The 20,353-nt window shown below is 50.6% G+C and carries 12 protein-coding genes; all 12 read right to left on the bottom strand.

Annotated elements, in window-relative coordinates; all coding sequences use genetic code 11:
* Nucleotides 1–247 precede the first annotated feature (247 nt).
* Entirely contained in the window at nt 248–3,205 is a 2,958-nt protein-coding gene (locus B160_RS0107740; protein ID WP_018627328.1) for a VIT domain-containing protein, read from the bottom strand.
* Between the two features lie 735 nt (nt 3,206–3,940).
* A complete protein-coding gene (locus B160_RS0107735; RefSeq protein ID WP_018627327.1) occupies nt 3,941–5,587 on the bottom strand; it encodes a ribonucleoside-diphosphate reductase subunit alpha in 1,647 nt (548 codons plus the stop codon).
* A gap of 179 nt (nt 5,588–5,766) precedes the next feature.
* Nucleotides 5,767–6,741 (bottom strand): ribonucleotide-diphosphate reductase subunit beta, encoded by a 975-nt coding sequence (locus B160_RS0107725; protein ID WP_018627325.1) that lies wholly within the window; start codon nt 6,739–6,741, stop codon nt 5,767–5,769.
* A gap of 253 nt (nt 6,742–6,994) precedes the next feature.
* Nucleotides 6,995–7,312 carry an HPF/RaiA family ribosome-associated protein gene (locus B160_RS28630; RefSeq protein WP_018627324.1) on the bottom strand — a complete coding sequence of 106 codons (318 nt, stop codon included), beginning with the start codon at nt 7,310–7,312 and terminating at the stop codon, nt 6,995–6,997.
* Between the two features lie 151 nt (nt 7,313–7,463).
* Nucleotides 7,464–8,717, bottom strand: coding sequence for a beta-ketoacyl-ACP synthase II (fabF, locus tag B160_RS0107715; RefSeq protein WP_018627323.1), 1,254 nt, complete (start codon nt 8,715–8,717; stop codon nt 7,464–7,466).
* Entirely contained in the window at nt 8,714–9,271 is a 558-nt protein-coding gene (locus tag B160_RS0107710; protein ID WP_018627322.1) for a TetR/AcrR family transcriptional regulator, read from the bottom strand. Before B160_RS0107710 ends, fabF begins: the two co-directional genes overlap by 4 nt.
* Before the next feature lie 62 nt (nt 9,272–9,333).
* Nucleotides 9,334–10,305, bottom strand: a complete 972-nt coding sequence (locus tag B160_RS0107705) for a nitrilase family protein (RefSeq protein ID WP_018627321.1) — start codon at nt 10,303–10,305, stop codon at nt 9,334–9,336.
* 509 nt (nt 10,306–10,814) lie between these two features.
* Nucleotides 10,815–12,338, bottom strand: coding sequence for a bifunctional phosphoribosylaminoimidazolecarboxamide formyltransferase/IMP cyclohydrolase (gene purH, locus B160_RS0107700; RefSeq protein WP_026309621.1), 1,524 nt, complete (start codon nt 12,336–12,338; stop codon nt 10,815–10,817).
* A 43-nt stretch (nt 12,339–12,381) separates the two neighbouring features.
* Entirely contained in the window at nt 12,382–14,466 is a 2,085-nt protein-coding gene (locus B160_RS0107695; protein WP_018627319.1) for a ComEC/Rec2 family competence protein, read from the bottom strand.
* A gap of 196 nt (nt 14,467–14,662) precedes the next feature.
* Nucleotides 14,663–17,032: a S9 family peptidase gene (locus B160_RS0107690; RefSeq protein WP_018627318.1), complete on the bottom strand. Its 2,370-nt coding sequence runs from the start codon at nt 17,030–17,032 to the stop codon at nt 14,663–14,665.
* Nucleotides 17,033–17,158: 126 nt separating this feature from the next.
* Nucleotides 17,159–18,814, bottom strand: coding sequence for a M28 family metallopeptidase (locus B160_RS0107685; protein ID WP_018627317.1), 1,656 nt, complete (start codon nt 18,812–18,814; stop codon nt 17,159–17,161).
* A gap of 102 nt (nt 18,815–18,916) precedes the next feature.
* A complete protein-coding gene (locus B160_RS0107680; RefSeq protein WP_026309619.1) occupies nt 18,917–20,167 on the bottom strand; it encodes a PQQ-dependent sugar dehydrogenase in 1,251 nt (416 codons plus the stop codon).
* Nucleotides 20,168–20,353 lie beyond the last annotated feature (186 nt).

Below are 20,353 nucleotides of genomic sequence, written 5' to 3'. Positions count from 1 at the left end.
TGTTCCGAAGATAATGAAAAGAAACAACAGGCGGCGCTCCGGCTGCTTTCCGAACCAGAGCTGTGTCAACAGCCTGCATGGTCTTGCTGAACTTGTTTCAGCATCTGAAGGTATTGTTAGCTATTAATGGATGCTGAAACAAGTACAGAAGGACAACATACTATAAAACGGCTTTTGACATAGCCCCATCCGCTTACATACTTTATCTTTTATTTAAAAGGGGGCACCCGGACAGGAGCCTGTACGATTAAAATTCAAATTCCGCCACCAGGGTCTGGCCATCAGCGCTGTTCGCATTGCTGCCTTTTGCATCCTGGAATACCACGATCTTCCGTTCCTCCCTGCCGGAAGCATACCGCAGGAACACTTCGGCCATCAGGGTAGGCGGACCGGCTACGGTAACCCTCCGCTCCCCAAAGAAATTGGTCTTGATCTGGTATTTGCCTTTAACGGCTTTCTTCAGCAGGAACTGCTCCGGGCCAAAACCATCCGTAAAATCATCGCTGATGCGCCCGCCCAGGGATGTTGCCTTGCTTCCATAATAGCATTCTTCATTTCGGGGATCGGTAACATGCAGGTCCATATCCACGTTATCCATATTCCAGTTAAGCACCACGCGTATATCCACCGGCAGGCGGTACAGGAGGGCTTTATCAATTTTGGAAGTGTTTACCCGGGCATTGTAACGGCTAACGATCTGGTTCAGCTCCATCAGCAGCACTTCTTCAATACCATCGTCGCGGTTTCTTGATTCCTCCGTGTAGGTTTGTGTCAGCGCTGCATACAGCGTATCGAGCGCCTGCTGGTACCGGCCATTATCCTGCAATGCCAATGCATAGTCGCGGTAGCTTTGCGGATCCATGGGCCGCCAGTCCAGCACCTTTTTTGTAAGGATCAGCTCCTTGTTGTAGGCTCCATATTTTTTCAAAAGATAGACCACTGTTTTATACAGCTCCGCATCTTCCAGCTCCAGCTCTACCAGGTTGCTTACAATGCTCACCGCAAGTGCGGTGGCTTTTTTATCATAGAACCAATTGGCTATATCAAAATAAAAGGAAGGTGTTGTCTGGTAGTGCTCCCGCAATTTCAGGTAGGTTTTATACGCCGCTGCGGTGGATATAGCGGCATCCATATCCTTCATATATCCGGCATCGCTTTTAATATCAATGGTCCGCACTTTTCCCCCGGGTGCTGCGCGGTAGCCGACAACAACCGTCTCCTCCATTTTTGAAGCAGCACCATTGATGCTTACTCCTGCCACCCTGCCCTGGAGCAGCCCGGATATATTCGCCGCAGGCACATCCTTTAATTCTTCTCCTGAAATGGTCCGGGCTTTACGGTGCTCCTGTGATGGCGCCGGCGAAGCATCATACATCACCTCCCGATCTTCTACAACCCGGGGTACTGTAAACTTTGCTGTGGCTCTTTTTAGCGGGTAGCTCGTATTCCACCATTCCTTCAGTTCCTCCATGCGCTCCCGGGCCGCCGCCAGATAATCGCCCCAGGCCTCCTCCTGTGCTCCGTTCCTTTGCTTTATAATGGCTTTATACTCCTGTAACAGTTCACCCGGAGGTGCTATTTTGTACTTTACGTAATCGGCTGCACTCTCCAGCACGATCAAACTGGTATTGGGCGTAACGATACCAAATTCTTTTCCCAGCCGGGCAATGGCTTCCTTGTTCTGATCGTAAAAAGGCTCCAGCGCTGCCAGCTGCTGTTGCGCCCAAAAGGTTTCAATGGCCCAATCACCGGCTGTTTGCCGGGCATCCAGTGTAACCGGGATCTCTTTTTCCACCTTATTCCCATATCCGAATTGCAGGGTAAGCGTTACCGGCAATTTGCGGGCGATACCGGTGATCATCAGGTTGCTGCCCGTCACTACTGCCGTTGCAGGGCTCACACTGCCGATATCATACAGATACCGGACGCCCAGGAACCGGTACGGTTGGGTGGTCAGCTGCGCCGCAGCCACATCCACCGCGGTTTGATTGAGGTTGATCAGCTGCCCGCCGGTGCGGTTGCTGTAATACCGCAGTTTGCTGTAATTGGCTACCGGCGTAGCCACAACCGGGTAAACCGGTACCGCCGGCAACCGGTCCCATTCTCCAAAATTGGAAAGCCCGTCCGTAAAGAACAGTACATCACCGCTTCCGGCCAGGGAGGCCGGTATGGTGCTGTAATCCGTGGCGCCATCGTATGTCATTTCATCCACAGCTTTCAACAAGGCTCCGATGGCGCCATTGGATACGGCATAGTCCCCTATTTTGTTGGTGGCGGTAGCAACGGCATAAAGGGTAACATGTATATTGCTTTTGGTTGCAAACAATTTTTCTAAAAAGGCTTTTTCCTTTTTGTGGTCCCGCTTTAAGCCACTCAGCGAATTATCCCATAAAATGGTGAGCTGCCGCAGCTCCTTTTTTACAGGAGCCGGTGGTGCAATCTGCAGGTTGGTTAAAAAATACCAGGCGTCTGTGCCCTTACGTTTTACAAGGGTTTTAGGCGCATCTGCCTGCTGGGGAAAGGCGATCTTTAAGGACTGTTCCGGCGTAAAATCCAACTTCTGAAGAGCAGCCTGCCAGGCATTTCCCTTTTTCTCAAATACAAAACTGCCATCGGGCTTTTCAACAAGCTGCGGCACTTCCGGTGTTTCATACACGCTGGCCGACAGGGAGAAGGAGCCAATCTCTTTTTGGGCCAGCGGAAGATCATATACCAGCCGGCCATTGACGCTGCGCAGCTCCTGGTTATAGGTTATTTCAATGGTGCGGGCGCCATTGGGGTTTAAAGGATACACCCGCGTTCTGAAATTATTGCCTTCTGTTTTTTCGAGTATGCCGGGGTCTACCTGCCGGCGCTCAATGCTTTCAAAAACGGCCGTAGCCTTTGCCTTTTCTACCGGCACCGCTTTTCGCAAGGCTCCATTTATATCCAGCGCAAAGCCGCTTACACTTACACCTTCGGGCAGGGGAAAGGTCAGCCTGCCCTCCTTAAGCCGGGAGGAGCGGTTGTAAAAGCGCATACGCAGGGTGGTAGTAGCTATATTCCCAATAACCTTTACATCTGCTGAAAGCTGCTGCAGCTCCACCGTCTGGTCGGGCTGGTATTTTCCATTTTCATGGATCTCCATCACCGGCACCTGTGCCCGGCTCAGAAGCGCCGGGAGCAATGCAAGCGATGTCAGCAAAAGCCGGGGGATCCGTTTCATACACATCTTCATTCGTTGTTTTGGGTATAAGATGCAGAAACGGAACAATTACATAACAGCGCGCTGACTTTTAGGCAAAACGAACCGGGCAGCAGCGGGCACCGGCCTATCCGGACACTCTCTTAAACGGTTTGTGAAGATACCAAAGCCGTCAACTTAAGCAAAAAGTGTACATTTATATACACGATCTCCGTGCCGGAAATGTGCCGTGCCCATGGCACTCAACACACTGTTTATGTGGCTTCACCCGGAATAAATTCCGGAGTTGTTTATATGTACAGGCCGATGGCCTTTTATAAGCTATGATAAAGCCTGGCTGTAAAAAATGTACACAAAGGGCAAGAGGCATGGCCTCGCCTCATCTACCAACAACGAACCGAGGTTCGTTGTAAAAACCTGCAACGGAAACAGGAGAACCATAGGTTCGGACCATCAATTGACGGCTACGGTAGAGGACACTGCCCGTGACCCGGGTCATGGCTTGTGGCTCCACAAATCATTTAATACGAAAGTGATATTTTAATGAGCCCAAAAAGTTTCTCGCAAAGACACAACGGGGCAAAGACGCAACGCATTGTTTTGATCTATAATAAATTTCACTATCGTATAAGAAAGCATCCACCTTAATAAATGGATACCGGGTTATTATGAACACTACCAGGACATCATACCGCATAAAAAAATAAGACCAGGAACAAACCCGGTCTTATTAAATTATATCACCCATAAAGGCCCTTACGATTCGCAGCTGCTGCATACCGTCAGCGTGTTCACCAGCTCTTTGGAAACGCTCTGGCTGCGCTGGTAGTACAGGGTCTTTACGCCCAGCTTCCAGGCTTCGATCAGCAGTTTATTTACTTCCTTCACCGGCAGGCCCGGAGGAATGTTCAGGTTCAGGCTCTGGCCCTGGTCTACAAATTTCTGCCGGATGGATGCCTGCTGGATGATCTCCAGCTGGCTGATCTCGCGGAAGGTTTTGAATACATCCTTTTCATGATCGGTCAATCCGTCCACGTGCTGCACGCTGCCGTGGTTCAGCATAATACTGCGCCATACATCTTCAGTATCCAGGCCCTTCTCTTCCAGCAATGCTTTGAGGTATTTGTTCTTGCGGATAAAATTTCCTTTTGAAAGGCCTGCCTTGTAGTAGTTGCTTACAAAGGGCTCAATGCCCGGTGACGACTGCCCCAGGATGGCGGAGGAAGAAGTAGTGGGTGCAATGGCCATTACCGTGGTATTGCGGCGTCCATAGCCTTTCAGCAGCTCCGGTTCTCCGTAAATACGCGCCAGCTCAATCGTTGCTTTTTCTGTTTTTTCCTGCAGCTCGGAAAAAATGGAGTGGGTCAGCTGTTTTGCCTTCATGCTTTCAAAAGCGATCATATTGCGCTGCAGGTAAGAATGCCAGCCCAGTACGCCCAGTCCCAGTGCCCGGTGCCGTTTGGCAAACCGGTTGGCATTGGCCAGGTAGTAATTGTCTTCTGTTTTAGCAATGAATTCCTGCAGCACCGCATCCAGGAAGAACACGGCCAGCTTGATGGCATCCGTATCTTTCCATTCATCATACAGCTCCAGGTTCAGGGAAGACAGGCAGCAGATAAAGGATTCATCCTCGGTGGACGGCAGCATGATCTCCGAGCAGAGGTTGCTTCCGTTTACGGTAAGGTTCAGATCCTTATATACCTGGGGCTTGTTCTTATTTACATTATCCGTGTAAAAAATATAGGGCAGTCCTTTCTGCTGGCGGCTTTCCAGCACCCGCGCCCATATTTCCCTTTTTGCAATATCCCCGTCGATCATTTCCTGCATCCAGTAGTCTGGCACGCAAACCGCATAGAACAGGTTCTGGATAGGGTGACCGATATCTTTAATGTTCAGGAACTCGCCAATATCCGGGTGGTCAATATCCAGGTAGGCCGCAAATGCACCGCGGCGCACACCGCCCTGTGAGATGGTGTCCATCGCCGTATCAAACAGCCGCATAAAGCTTACCGCACCACTGCTCTTTCCGTTATCGGTAACTGCGCTGCCACGTCCCCGCAGGGAGCCAAAGTAGGCAGAGGTACCGCCACCGATCTTGGTCTGCATGATCACTTCGCCCAGCTTGTGCGTAATGCCTTCAATATTATCCGGCATGTGCACATTAAAACAGGAAATAGGCAATCCTCTTTCGGTGCCCATATTGGCCCATATCGGAGAGCTAAAGCTCATCCAGCCATTCTCCACCATTTCTTTAAAGGCTTCTTTCAGTTCCGGTTTGTACAGGCGCCGGGCCGCAGCCGTACATACGCGGTCAATTGCTTTTTCTACTGTTTCTCCGTTTAACAGGTATCCCCGGTTCAGGATCTGTTCGCTTTCTTCATTTTTCCACCAAAGCCTTTCCATGTAAAAATTTTATCGTTTAAAGTTCAATGTTTAAGGTTCAATTGCTCATCATTATTTTTATACCAGCTGCAATGCAGGTGGCATCCGGGTTGCGTCGCAAGCACTTCATCGTCCGGTCCAAATGGCATCACGCCCGCTTTTTATTCTCCCCTCTCTTTTGGAGAGGGGCCGGGGTGCGGTTAAAAAAGGTCGTTATACGTTATGCTCTTATCGTGCTTGGTATATTCTACCGGCCGTTTTGCAAAAAAATCATCCAGGCTGTTGGCAAACACTTCTTCTTCGAACCATTGCATCGGGCGGTATTCTTCCAGCGTCACATTGAATTGTTTGGGGAAGCCCAGTTTTTCAAAGCTTTCATCCACCCGGAACTTCATAAAGTTCAGCAGGTTGGTTTTGCTGATGGTGTCAATCTCCCCTTCGGAAAAGATCCAGTCAATAATGCGGCCCTCTACTTCAATAGAATCGCGTACCAGGGCCATAATACGGTACTCCATTGCTTCGTCGATCAGCTCCGGATATTCGTCCCGGATCTTATTGATGAGGTACACGCCGGCATTGGCATGGATCTGCTCATCTACCGAGGTCCAGGCAATGATATTGCTTACGTTCTTCATCAGTCCGCGGAAGCGGGTAAACGAAAGAATAATAGCAAACTGGCTGAACAGGGATACGTTCTCAATGAGGATCGAAAACAGGATCAGTGACAGGGTATATTCTTTAGGATCCGCAGACCTGGCGTCCTTTAACGCTTCGGAAAGGTATTTGATGCGCTCGGCGATCACCGGCTCTTCGATCAGCTTGGAAAACTCGTCGTTATAGCCCAGCACTTCCAGCAGGCGGGAGTAAGCCTCCGAGTGGCGAAATTCGCATTCTGCAAACGTGCTACCCAGGCCATTCAACTCGGGCTTGGGCATGTGGTTGTATAAATTGCCCCAGAACGATTTTACGGCTACTTCGATCTGCGCGATCGCCAGCAGGCTGTTTTTGATGGCGTTCCGCTGCGCAGTATTCAGGTGACTGTGAAAATCCTGTACATCTGCTGTAAAATCCACCTCTGAGTGCACCCAAAATGATTTGTTGATCGCTTCTGTAAATTTCAAGACCTCGGGGTACTCAAAAGGTTTGTAGTTTACGCGTTTATCAAATAAGCCCATATATAAAATATTCTTGTTCTTTAAAAATCGGTTCTTCAAACATGAAGAGCAGAGACGACAATTACCCCCGGGAAATACAGTATTTCCTGCCGGAATAAGACGCTGCTTTCCACTCGAAAGCATCACTATGATGACTAAAAAGGGGAGGCTCTGCCGGCAGGATCAGGGATCGTTTACCAAAAAAGCCGACTACAAATTAATTATATAAAATCGAGATGCGGGAAACTTGTTATACACAGGCTGTGGAAATATTTTACACCTTATTTTGCAGTTTCCCGATGCGACTGTCCAGCAAATTTCTTATTTTATCCACTGCGCCGTTGAAGGCATGATCCACCGTATCGGCGAAATGCGTTACCGCTTCGGGGTTCAGGTTCCGGGGGCGCACTTCTATGGTGCAGCGCTTGTCGTGCGTACCGCTTTTGCCGCTGTTTTCGTCCCCGAAAAACACTTCAGCAGTTGTGAGATACTCACTAAAACGGTGCAGCTTTTTCTTCAGCTCGACACTTACTTTTTCCAGAAAACCTTCCGATGCCGTAAAGTTATTGTCTGTATTCAACCGTATTTCCATAGTTTGATGATTTTGATCTACCAATATTACAATTCCGGGGGCAAAAAGTTGGAGATAAGAATCGAGATTTGAGAATTGAGAACTGAGACTTCAGACCACAATCTGAATACCAGATGCTGGCCACTCTGTCTCAGGTCTCGAATCTGATCGCTCAATTCTTTTCATACTTCTTAAAAACAGAAGTCGCAATATGTCCGCCAAATCCAAAAGTATTGCTCATGGCGTAGGTGACCCTCCTTTGCTGGGCCTGGTGCAGCGTCAGGTTAAAGACGTCTTTATATGCCGGCTCCACATTGGCTTCGTTAACATTTATGGTTGGCGGTACCAGGTCGTTTTCAACCGCCTTTATGCAGGCTATGGCTTCCACGGCACCGGCGGCGCCCAGGAGGTGACCTGTCATCGATTTGGTAGCGCTGATGTTAAGGGTACTTTCTCTTCCAAATACCCGCTCTGCCGCCTTCAGCTCGCTCAGGTCGCCCTGCTGGGTAGAGGTAGCGTGCGTATTGAGGTAGTCAATATCCGCCGGGGCGATGCCCGCATCTTCCAGGGCCGCCAGCATGCCCAAACGGGCTCCTTCCCCCTCCGGATGGGTACCGGTAAGGTGATAGGCATCCCCGGCCATGCCGCCGCCTACAACTTCTGCAATGATCGGAGCGCCCCGGCGTTTGGCATGCTCCAGCTCTTCCAAAATGAGAGCGCCGGCGCCTTCTCCCATAACAAAACCATCGCGACTGGTATCAAAAGGCCGGGAAGCAGTAGCCGGGTCGTCATTCCGGGTAGAAAGCGCCTTGGCGGCATTAAAACCGCCCACGCCGGTTTCATTGATCGCGGCTTCGGAGCCACCGGTGATGATCATATCGGCCTTTCCCCATTTTATATAATTGAATGCATCAATAATGGCCGTATTGGAGGTAGCGCAGGCAGAAACCGTTGTAAAGTTGATGCCCCGCAACCCGTACTTGATCGAAATAATGCCGGAAGCGATATCCACGATCATCTTGGGGATAAAGAACGGGTTGAACCGGGGGGTACCATCCCCCTGTGCAAATTCCATCACCTGCTGCTGAAAGGTCTGGATGCCGCCGTTCCCGGATCCCCAGATCACCCCGATGCGGTCGCGGTTCAGCGCCTCAAAGGCGATCCGTGCATTTTGCACCGCTTCCGCTACGCTGATCAATGCATACTGGGTGTACAGGTCATATCGCCGCGCCTCTGCTTTTTCAATAAATGCCAACGGATCAAAATCCTTCAGCTCACACGCAAACCGGGTCTTGAATTTGGAAACATCAAACTTCGTAATGGGCGCAGCCCCGCTGACACCGCTGATCAGCGATTGCCAGAAATCTGTTACATTATTGCCGATGGGGGTCAAGGCACCCAATCCGGTTACGACTACACGTTTCATTGTTTTTTTATTAATTCGTTTATCAATGTCTTTTTTATCTCTTTAAAATCTTTCTTCCCGGTGATCCGCGTCAGCTGTAGCGCCGCCATCATATTGGTAGTGATCATCAGCGCTTTTGTCCGCACCGGGAGCTCGAAGAAAAAGATCCCATCCGCCTTCCCCTCCTCCAGTATGGCGATCAGCCAGTTCAGCACCTGCTGCACCAGCCTGTTGAGCGCCTCCTGTATCCCGGTATCCACCGTGTAAAAATCGGTGGCCAGTGAGCCCACCAGGCAGATCTTATCTTCTTCCCTTGCAGCAATATACACATTAAAAAAGGCTTCCAGCTTTTCCATTACCGGCCGCTCCTCCAGTTTTTGCCGCAACCGGGCAAACCGTTCTTCGTATTCGGCGATGATGGCCAGGCCCAGTGCCGTTTTTGTAGGAAAATGATAGTGGATGGAGGCATTGCGGATGTCCAGTGCCCGGGAAATATCGGAGAAACTAAAGGCATTGTAGCCCCGCTCCCTTAAAAGGGCATCCCCAACACGTATGATCTCGGACCGTGTGCTCATAGCGTTGTCAAAGATACCTACCTATTAGTAGGTAGAAAAATCTTTTACGCAGCAAGCCCGGATCAGGAGGATCCCGGCTCTTTTTGCGTGTCGTTCAGCCAGACCACCTGCTGGTGTGCTGTATGTGCTTTTCCCAGGATATCGCCGTACAGCTCCGGCCTCCGGGCATTGATATACCGGCAGCCCCCTGCATTTTGCAAATGTTCTTTATACAGGCCGGCTGTTACAAAGCCATCCTCAAAAAAACGGCATTCGGCAACAATATCGCCATAAGGATCGATGATCATGGAGCACCCGTTCTTCAGCTGATCATCATCCATACCAATGGGGTTAGAGAACACTACGTACACGGCATTATCGTAAGCTCTTGCGGGCAGCCATTTCATCAGCCAGTCGCGCCCCTTCATGCCATCAAACTCCAGCCGTAACGAGGTAGGATCTTTTTGCCGGTTGTACCAGAGCTGCGGATCCACGAACCCCGCGCCGGGCCTGGTAGAAGGCGTGCACATGGTTACATGCGGCATAAAAATGACCTCGGCACCCAGCAGCCGGGTGGCCCGTACATTTTCAATAATATTGTTGTCGTAACAGATAAGGATCCCACATTTCCAGCCATGAATCTCAAACACGCAATACTGATCACCCGGTAATAAATGCGGATTGATGAACGGGTGTAATTTTCGGTATTTTGCCACGAGCCCGTTTTTATCCACGCAAACGTATGCTTTATAAAGCCGGTCCTGCGCATCTTTTTCAAAAAGACCGGCCAGCACAATGATGTTGTGCTGCGCTGCAATCTCCTGTAACCGGCGCACACCGGGCCCTGCCGGCACCAGCTCTGCAAGCTCCAGCATGGCTTCGCGGGAAAGATGCCGCGCAAACGTGTAGCCGGTCACCGAGCACTCATGAAAAGCGATGACATCGGCTCCTGCTGCTGCGGCTTTTGCCGACAAAGCATCGATTACCGAAAGGTTGTATGCCTTATCGCCACTCCGGTTCTCAAACTGGGCCGTAGCAATTTTCAATCCGTCCATAAAATTGGTTTTGCTACAAAGATTGCAAATAAGTGCGTTTAAACTTCATGCCTCTGTGATTTTTTCGCCTCTTAGAAGCTGTTTAAAAACGATCCGGGAGAATCCGTATAACCATTAAAAGGTACCAGCTTTTTATCGTCTCTACTTAGGCAATCGCTGTAGCCGGCCATCTGTAAAAAAGGGGTTCAACGATCACTTTGGCAAAAGAGGCATGGCCTCGGAAGATCCGGTAAGAACGGGTTTCAACCCGTTTATACGTCCAAAAGAGCAACAGAGAGCCATGGGCTCGGGGCATAATGATCCGTGCCGATGGCACTTATGAAATTACGGCCTCGTTAAAGCCCTGCTAAAGCGCGGCTTTAACGACAACAACGCGCCGGATGGCGCTTATAGGGAGCATCAAAATTTTATTTTTAAATAGCTTCTGAGAGACACGAGTATCCTGGAACCCCTATAATTTCTTTGTGCTCCTTTGCAGCTTCGTGCCTTTGTGATTTTTCACCAGGATATTAATGTTTAAAGTGCCGCATACCGGTGATCACCATCGCCAGGTTATTTTGCTGCGCGTATTCAATAGAATCTTTGTCTCGGATGGATCCGCCGGGTTGAATGAACGCCTCAATACCTGCCTGGTGGCCGATCTGCACGCAATCATTGAACGGGAAGAACGCATCGCTGGCCAGCACGGCTCCTTTCAGGTCGAACCCGAATTGCTTTGCCTTTTCAATGGCATGACGCAGGGCATCGATGCGACTCGTCTGGCCGGCTCCCTTGCCCACCAGCTGTTTATTTTTTACCAGCGCAATGGCGTTTGATTTCAGGTGCTTACCAATGATGTTGGCAAACTCAAGATCGGCTTTCTCTTCAGGTGTTGTTTCGCGGCCGCCGGCTTCTTTCCATTCCGTATAACTGCCTTTATCCTGCTCCTGGATAAGAACACCATTGAGGATGGATTTACTTTGAGATTTGGGATCTGAGACCTGGGATTTGAGCTGCAATAAGATCCGGTTCTTTTTGGATTTTAAAATATTGAGTGCGGCCTCATCAAAGGCAGGCGCTATCAGTACTTCAAAGAAGATCTCGTTAATGGCATTGGCAGTTGCTTCATCCACCGTGCCGTTGGTTACCAATACCCCGCCGAAGGCGCTTTCCGGGTCACCGGCCAGCGCATCCTTCCAGGCCTCACTTACCGTGGCACGCGCGGCTACACCGCATACATTGGTATGCTTGATGATGGCAAACACCACTTCTCCGCCCCGGGGAAATTCATGGATCAGCTGTACGGCAGCATCCACATCCACCAGGTTGTTATAGGAAAGCTCCTTGCCATTCAGCTGGTGGAACAGTTCCTCCAGGTTGCCATAAAAGGTACCCGCCTGATGAGGATTCTCACCATAGCGCATGGCCTTGGGGCTGTTTACCGACTGTAAAAAATATTCGCCGTTGTTCCCGTTAAAATAAGCGGAAATGACCACGTCGTAATGGGCCACGATCTCAAATGCTTTTGCCGCAAAGGATTTGCGTTGCTCGATCGTGGTTTCCCCGTTTTGGGTTTTCAGCAGCTCTTCCAGTCCCGCATAATCTTTTTTGGCAGCGATGACTACCACCTCTTTAAAATTCTTTGCCGCGGCGCGGATCATCGATGGTCCGCCGATATCGATCTTTTCAATGATCAGCTTTTCTTCGCTGGTACTTGCCAGCGTTTCTTCAAAAGGATACAGGTCCACGATCACCAGGTCGATCTCAGGAATCTTATATTCTGCCATTTCCTGTACATCCGATTCCAGGTCCCTCCTGCCCAGGATGCCTCCGAACACGGATGGGTGCAGAGTTTTTACCCGTCCGCCCAGTATGGAAGGATACGTGGTCAGCTGCTCTACCGGAACCACCTGTATGCCCAGGTCTTCAATAAATTTTTGGGTTCCGCCCGTGGAATAAATGGTGATGCCCAGCCGGGATAATTCTTTTACAATGGGTTCCAGGCCGTCCTTATAAAAAACGGAAATGAGTGCAGATTGTATCTTTTTGTTCATAAAAACTGAATTGGAGTGGTAAATGAGCGGCAAAGGTAAGCGATCAAAGGTTCATTACAAAAGCTCCTTTCTTTGCTACATCATGACAGGGTATCTCCAGCGCATCGCAATCCTGCTGCCAGTAGCGGGCTTTCCAGGCAGGAACGGAGCCGTCGATCACCACCTGCAATGGCCGGATCCGCTCGGTCAGCCGGGAAATATACAGGCGCGGATTCCCCGAAAGCACTACCACATCTGCCACTGCGCCGGCCGGGAGGACCGTAACCGGCTGATCTATTACCAGGACTGTTTTGCCTTTAAACATGAACGAATGATTGTTCTTTACCCCGTTAGGCATTTCTGCAGCTTCCCGGAGGCGATACAACACAGCAGCAGGTTCAAGCGTGTTTTTCTGAATCGCAGGATCGGCCACTGTTTGCGCGTCCGCAAAAAGAAAATGATCCCTGCCGCTGATAAAATCGATCGCCCGGTTCCGGGGAATATAGTACACAACGATCTTTTTCTGCCGGCCTGCATGATAAAAGGAGACGGCTCTGAGCATCACAACCCCGCATAGCGATACGGCCGCCACCCAAAAGCCGGTCTTTCTTTTTTTTAGCAATCCTGCCGATAGTCCTGCTATAAAAATATAAAGCAGGAGCACCTGCGGTATGCTCAGCAGCAGCCCCTTCCATAAGGCAAACGGGTAGCGGCTTAAATTTTCAACAATGCCGTTCATCCACCATATCGTGCTGTTCAATACCTGCCCCAAAAAAACAGCCAGCGGCTGCAGCGGCGCCAGGAGCATTAATACCAGCTCCCCGATAAGAACAAAGCTGGATATGGGCACTACCAGCAGGTTGGTGATCAAAAAACAGACGGGGAACTGGTGAAACTGGCAGGCCGCAATGGGCGTGGTTAAAATCTGCGCCGCGATGCTTACTGCACAAAGCTGCCAAACCGCGTTCAACAACCGGTTGCGTACCAGCAGCAAGCCATAAACCGGCTTATAAAAAATAACAATGCTCAGCACCGCCGCGTAGGAAAGCTGGAAGCCTGCATCCCACAACCAGTAAGGATCATAGCAAAGCAGCAGGAATGCGGAGGCTGCCAGCGTATTATAAATAGAGGCGTTACGACGAAAGGTTTTGCCCAGCTGGAGGCAGGTAAACATTACCGCCGCACGTACAATGGATGCGGCTCCCCCCGCCAGGAGGCTGAAGGTCCATAAAACGGTTAAAACAAGCAGGGGGTGCAGCCAGCGGGTTGCCCGGCGCTTCATCAGCGGGCGAAGAAAAAGATCCAGCAGCCAGTAAACCAGGCCCAGGTGCATACCGGAAACGGCGATCACATGCACCACCCCGGTATCGCTGTAGGATTGCAGCAGCTCCTTATCCAGGTCATCACGATAGCCGATCAGCAATGCTTCGGCCAGGCCAAGCTCCTTTGCTCCTTTTATATATTTTTTTAAGATGCCGAGGATCGCCGTTCTGGTATTGTACAACCACAGGTCCATGCTAAAACCCGGTTCAGTATCCTTTTTTACAAAATCGCCGGGTGTAAGATATACCTGGTGGGTGATGCCGTTAAATAAAGCATACTGTTTATAATCGAAAGCGCCCGGGTTACCGGAATTCCGGATCTCCTGTGGTCCTTTTTTAAACAACAGCCGCTCCCCGGCCATCAGTCTGGTGATATCCGGATCTTTCTTAAAATAAATAAGGATCCGTCCACGCACCCGAACCATGCGGTGGCCGGTCACCAGGTATTCAATGGCTGCTTCCGCCTTATAGGAGCGGTTTTTTTCAACCGGCTGCTCCAAAAGCGTTGCCCGGAAATACATGCCCGCCTGATACCGGTGTGGGAACCAATCCGGATGTCGCCGGATATCTTTTGCAGCGGCAACCAGCATGGCGAGGCAAAGTAACAATGCCGCCACAAATACTGCCTGCAGCCATTGAAGCCTCAGCCGCCAGTAACCCCGGATATACCGGAACAACAGAATCAGCAGACCCGAAAGCAACAGGCCACTTAAGGACGCCGCAACGGATAAAGAAGTGTACCAATACAGAAGGATCCCACCGGCAAACGGGGGCAGCAGTTTGATGAACGGAGCCCTTGCTAAGAAAAGGCTGGTTGAAGGTGTCATAGGTATTGTATTAGCAACCTAAAGTTACAAAAAGATCATATATATTATTTTTTAAATAACGATATATGCAACATTTTGAGAGGTTGACTAAACGCCATCTATGGAGGGCCGTCTGCCTTGATTTTCCATTTGCGCGGCCTACCCGATCCGTGGTCATCCAGACGGGCAAAAACGGGGTGCGGCAGTTGAAAAAACTTTATTTTTTCAGGGTCTGCTCAAAAAGCTTAAAGATCCGCCTGTATTCGTCAGTCCAGCTTACAGGCTCCACAAAGCCATGATCCTCCATGGGATAAGAAGCCAACTCCCAGTTGTCTTTTTTCAGCTCCATCAGGCGCTGCGCCAGCTTCACCGCATCCTGGTAATGCACATTTACATCCACCATGCCATGGCAGATCAGCAGGTGGCCTTTTAATCCCCCGGCAAAATACAGCGGCGAGCTCCGGTGATAGGCAATGCTGTCTGTAAACGGTTCATTCAGGATATTGGAGGTATAGCCATGATTGTAATTAGCCCAATCGGTAACCGGCCGCAATGCCGCTCCGCTGGCAAACACATCCGGCGTGGTAAACAAAGCCATCAGCGTCATAAACCCACCGTAGGACCCACCATAGAGGCCTGCTTTAGCAGGGTCGACCTTATAGGTATCCGTCAGATATTTTACGGCATCCACATGATCGGTCAGATCTTTTCCGCCCATGTGCCGGTAAATACCGGTGCGCCAGTTGCGGCCATAGCCGGCGCTTCCGCGATAGTCAATGTCCATTACATAATAGCCATTGTCTGCCAAAAGATTGTTGAACATGTATTCCCGGAAGTAAGAGCTCCACCATTTATGCGCGTTCTGCAGGTATCCCGCACCATGAACAAAAAGCACCGCCGGCATACCGGGTCTGGGATTTTCCGGCTTATAAAGCCTTGCATATACGATCGCTCCATCCCTTGCGGCAAAAGTGATCACTTCCGGTATGCGCCAGTGATATTGCCTGAACTCTTTTGACTGCGCCTTATCTGTGATCTGAACGGGCTTTGCCCCTGCTTTATTTTCCTGCAGAAACAGCTCCCAGGGCCTGTTGATATAAGAATTTCTTATGGCCAGGTATTTTTCATCCGGCGAAATGCTGACCTCATTGGAGCCCTCCAGGGTCGTAAGCTTTTGCATTTTTTTCGTCCGGATGTCCAGCTTATAAAAATGTTTTTCACCCGGATGGACCGCGTTGGTCGTAATATAAAATGATCTTTTATCCTGCGCCGGTTTGGCTTCCTGCACTTCATAAGGACCACTCGTAAGGGCGTTTTTGGTGCCTGCTGCTACCGCATAGGTATATAAATGTGAGTAGCCGGTTGCCTCGCTCTGGAACCAGACCGTTTCATTGCTCAACCACCCTGTGGAACGCGGGCCGATGCCCGGGCCGCCGATCCAGGCGTCATCATGCTGCCGGTCTACCAGTTTCAGACTCCTGGTTGCCGTGTCCATCAGCAGCAGCCACCGGTCCTTATTGTCGTCTGCATATACATCCAGCAATGCATACCCGCCGTTGGGCGACCATTCTACCCCCCAAACGTTTACATTGCGCAGCGCGGATTCCTTTTTCATTTTTTCCCACTGACCCGGGTAATCTTTTACAAAGGCCGGTATATCCCGGATACCGGGGATCTGCTCTGTATTGATCTTATAGGCCGTATCTTTTACACGGTCATAAACAAAGAACGCCGAACTGCCCTGCGGACTGCCCACTTTTGTGCGGGCGGGTATATCGGTGGTATAGCCGCTTTCCGTAACATAATCGGGCACGATGGTTCTCTTTCCCCTTCCGGACGTGTACAGCTGGTAGGTTACAAACCGGCCGTCGGGACTGATGGCTGTACCCATCAGCTGGCTCCCGGCAAGGTAAACCGGTTTGGGACCGGATGGCTCCGTAGCTTTGCGGTAGCCTTCACTGGCGGTCCGTTTGCTATTGCGCTCCCGCAATATATCCATTGTGGCCAGCTGGTCCTTTTTGAGCCATTCTTCTTCCCGGTTTCCTTTTTTGTTTTTATCTGCCGGCGCTTCGTTCGTAAAGTTGGTGAGCTGCCGGGAGGCGCCGGTAGCGATCTCCCAGGAATAAAGATTCTGTCCGCGCGTATAAACGATCCGCGTATCCTTAAAACTGAATACAGGATTGAATTCCCCTTCCAGTGTTTGCGTAATGCGCGTGATCCTGCCGCCGGGCGCCCGGTAAAAAAGATCCCCGTCTTTTGACCATACGGCTGCAGACCGGTTGCTATTGTACCGGAGCTGGTGTTCGTACACCACCTGCTGCTGCTCGTATGCAGACAGCCTCCGGGGTGTTTTATCTGACGGAGCAATACGGTACAGTGAATCTGCAAGGTTCTTTTCCGGGTTCCACGAAAAATACAATGCCCGCCCATCAGCACTCCACCCGATATTTGAAGGAGACGTGCCCATCCATTCCGGATCGCGCATGATCTGTTCTACGGTTAAAACCCCTGGGTTGTTTTGTGCTCCCGCTGTAAAAGCGGTCATCATTGCTACTATTGCAATGGTCTTTGTCAATAATCTCTTCATCCTGTAATGCAGAAAATTTATAATAACCGGCCGCCATATGCCGGTATAAAGCGAAAATAGGCGATGTCTTTAATACGCGCTTAAAAAGCCGGTTGGCATGGGCGTTCTCCGGGTAAACCAGCCCCGCTATTTCATCCGCTCTGCCGCGCTCTTCTCCCGTTCGGCCTTAAACTCGGAACCGGCTTTCCACCCCGGCCAGGCATGCCCGTAAGCCAGCCGTTTGCCTACCATAAAAAGCAATTGCAGATCATCAATGGCACCGCTCAGATCCCAGGAAACATTGTACGCATCGGAAGGAGCATGATAATGCTGCGCATTGAATTTCTCCTGCATTTTCTTACCATATTCTTTGCCCTTACCTACCACATCGATACCAAAACCCTGTGCCAGCGCGGGTATCCCGGCCTTTGCAAAGCTGAAATGATCCGACCGGAAATAATGCCCGGCCTCCGGTGTGGCGTCATACGAAATATAGCGCCCACGCTTTTCCGCCGCTTCCTTTAAAAGGTCCTCCATATCCGACTGCCCTTGGCCCACCACCATGATGTCTTTTGTTTTGCCATAGTTATTGACCTCATCCACATTCAGCACGCCCACCGTTTTTGCCACCGGATATACCGGGTGCTGCGCGTAATACGCCGACCCCAGCAGGCCCTGTTCTTCTGCCGTTACCGCAAGAAAAACAATGGTCCGTTCGGGGGGCGTTTTGAGACTCTTCCAGGCCCGGGCAAATTCCAGCAGCGTTGCCGTTCCACTGGCATTATCCAGCGCACCGTTGTAAATGGAATCGCCGGTTGCATCGGGCTTACCAATGCCCAGGTGATCCCAGTGCGCGGTATAAAGCACATATTCATCCGGGTACTTACTCCCAGGGATCTTTGCAATGACGTTGTGGGATTTGCTATAGGTCACTTTTGTTTTAATACTCGTAGAAACTGTTTCGTCGAGGGGAATAGCCTTAAACCCGGGGATGTCTGCTTTGGCAATGATGCTGGTATCCTGCCCGCCTGCCGCGATCAGCTTTTTAGCGGCATCCATTGAGATCCAGCCCTGGGCATCCAGCAGCTTTTCGTTTTGATTATCGAGCCGCAGCTCCGAAGTATTCCAGCTGTTCTGTACCACGCTGAAGGGATAGCTGGCCGCCGCCGTGCTGTGGATCACCAGGCAACCCCGGGCGCCTTGCCGGGCAGCTTCTTCAAATTTATAGGTCCACCGGCCATAATAAGTCATGGTTTTTCCTTTGAACAAAGAGGTATCTCCATTATTAAAACCGGGATCATTTACCAGCACCATTACGATCTTTCCCTTCACATCCAGCCCTGCGTAATCGTTCCAGTTATATTCGGGGGCCACCACACCATAGCCTGCAAATACCACCGGCACCTGGTCCAGGCTGATCACCGCATCCGTTTTGGGGGTAGACAGCACATATTCGTCAAAACCCTTTAACTGCAGATCTCCTTTTGACGCCTGCACCTGCATCACGGGATCCGGATGTGATAAGATATCGATCATGGGCACGTCCTGCAGGTAGCTGTCGCCATTGCCCGGCTCCACACCGATCGACCGAAACTGTTCCTGCAGGTAGGCGATCGTCTTTGTTTCGCCCTCTGTAAACGGCTTCCGTCCCTGGAAGGAGTCGGACGACAGGACCCTGATATGCTTTACAAGGCTGTCTGCATTGAATACAGACAGGCCGTCTTCGTCAGTGCCGGTCTTTTTGGAATTATTACAGGATGCAAAAGCGAGCGCCACTAATACAGCAGTGAGCAGTTTATTCATTGACTCTTTATTTTGAAGATCGAGAATTGAGATTTGAGATTTGAAAACTCATACGACGAAGTATTGTCTCAGGTCTGAATTCCCAGGTCTCAGGTCAGAAAACTACTTCTTCCCGATCCGGAACAGCCGGCCTTTTTCCCCGTCGCTGATCGCATACAATGCGCCATCGGCACCCTGCACCACATCGCGGAAACGCTGCTGCTGATCCGCCAGCAGCCGCTCTTCGCCAACCACGTTATTGTTTTCGATCACCAACCGCACGATGTGCATGCCGCTGAGCGAACCGATAAATAAATTATTCTTCCATTCCGGTATCAGGTCGCCACTGTAAAAAGTGGCACCACTGGGAGATACGACCGGATCCCAGTAATAGACCGGTTGCTCCAGGCCCTCTTTTTGTGTAATGCCTTCACCAACTTTTTTGCCGCTGTATTCCAGTCCATAGGTAATGGTGGCCCATCCATAGTTTTTACCGGGCTCCACGCGATTCACCTCATCACCACCTTTAGGACCAAATTCATCCTCCCAAAGGTCGCCGGTAACCGGGTGTATGGCCAGACCCTGCACGTTGCGGTGGCCATAAGACCAGATCTCCGGCCTGGCATCGGGCGTATTTGCAAACGGATTGCCCGGGGCCGGCTTTCCTTCTTTTGTGATCCGGAGCACTTTTCCAAGGGCAGAGTTGAGCTGCTGCGCCTGCGGGCGCGATTTAATATCGGAACGCTCGCCGGTGCTTACAAACAGGTTCCCTTCCTTATCCCAGGCAAGCCGTGAGCCATAATGCAGTTTACTGGGGAAGGCGGGTAACGCCTGGTAGATTACGGTAGCTCCCTCCACGCTCTTTTCATCTGCCGCCAGTTTTCCCTTGCCTACGGCGGTAAGTGTACCTGGTGGCACATCCTGGGAAAAGCTCCAATAGATGATCCGGTTACTGGCAAAATCGGGGTCAAGGATCACGTCGAGTAATCCGCCCTGCCCGTCGCTGTTTACCTTTGGCAAACCGGTGATCGGCGCGCTCAGCTGTCCGCCGGCGGTGGCAATCCGCAGAGTGCCCTTCCGCTCGGTGATCAGGAAGCGTCCATCCGGAAGAGTAATAATACCCCAGGGATACACCAACCCGTCTGAAAGCATTTTTACATCCAGCGGTGTTTGGGTATGCACTCCTTTTATCCGGGTTTGCCCCTCAAAGGCCGGTTTATAATCGCTGTTGGGCTTTTTTGTTTCCACGGGATTAGAGGAGGAGTCTGCAGCTCCGTCAGCAGGTTTTTCACCATGCGACTGGTCCGCATTACAGGCTGCGAACAGGGATACTGCCAGCACCCCTGTCATAAGTGGTTTAACATGAAAACGCATTGTGTCATTTTTTAGATGATTTAAAAGTAGTACAAATCCCTTTAAAAGCGGTCGTTTGTTGTCAAAATGGGAGCACCGGTCTGCGATCGCATCTGTTGATATGCCGTTTCCTCAACAAAAAAGCCGCTTCGATGTTTTAATGCTGTTGAAAATATATTTTCACAAAAAACAGGAGTCTTTTAAAAG

The organism is Niabella aurantiaca DSM 17617 (assembly GCF_000374125.1).
GTDB lineage: Bacteria > Bacteroidota > Bacteroidia > Chitinophagales > Chitinophagaceae > Niabella > Niabella aurantiaca.
Note: the sequence above shows the minus strand (reverse complement) of the source record. Positions and strands in the feature narration are given on the sequence as shown.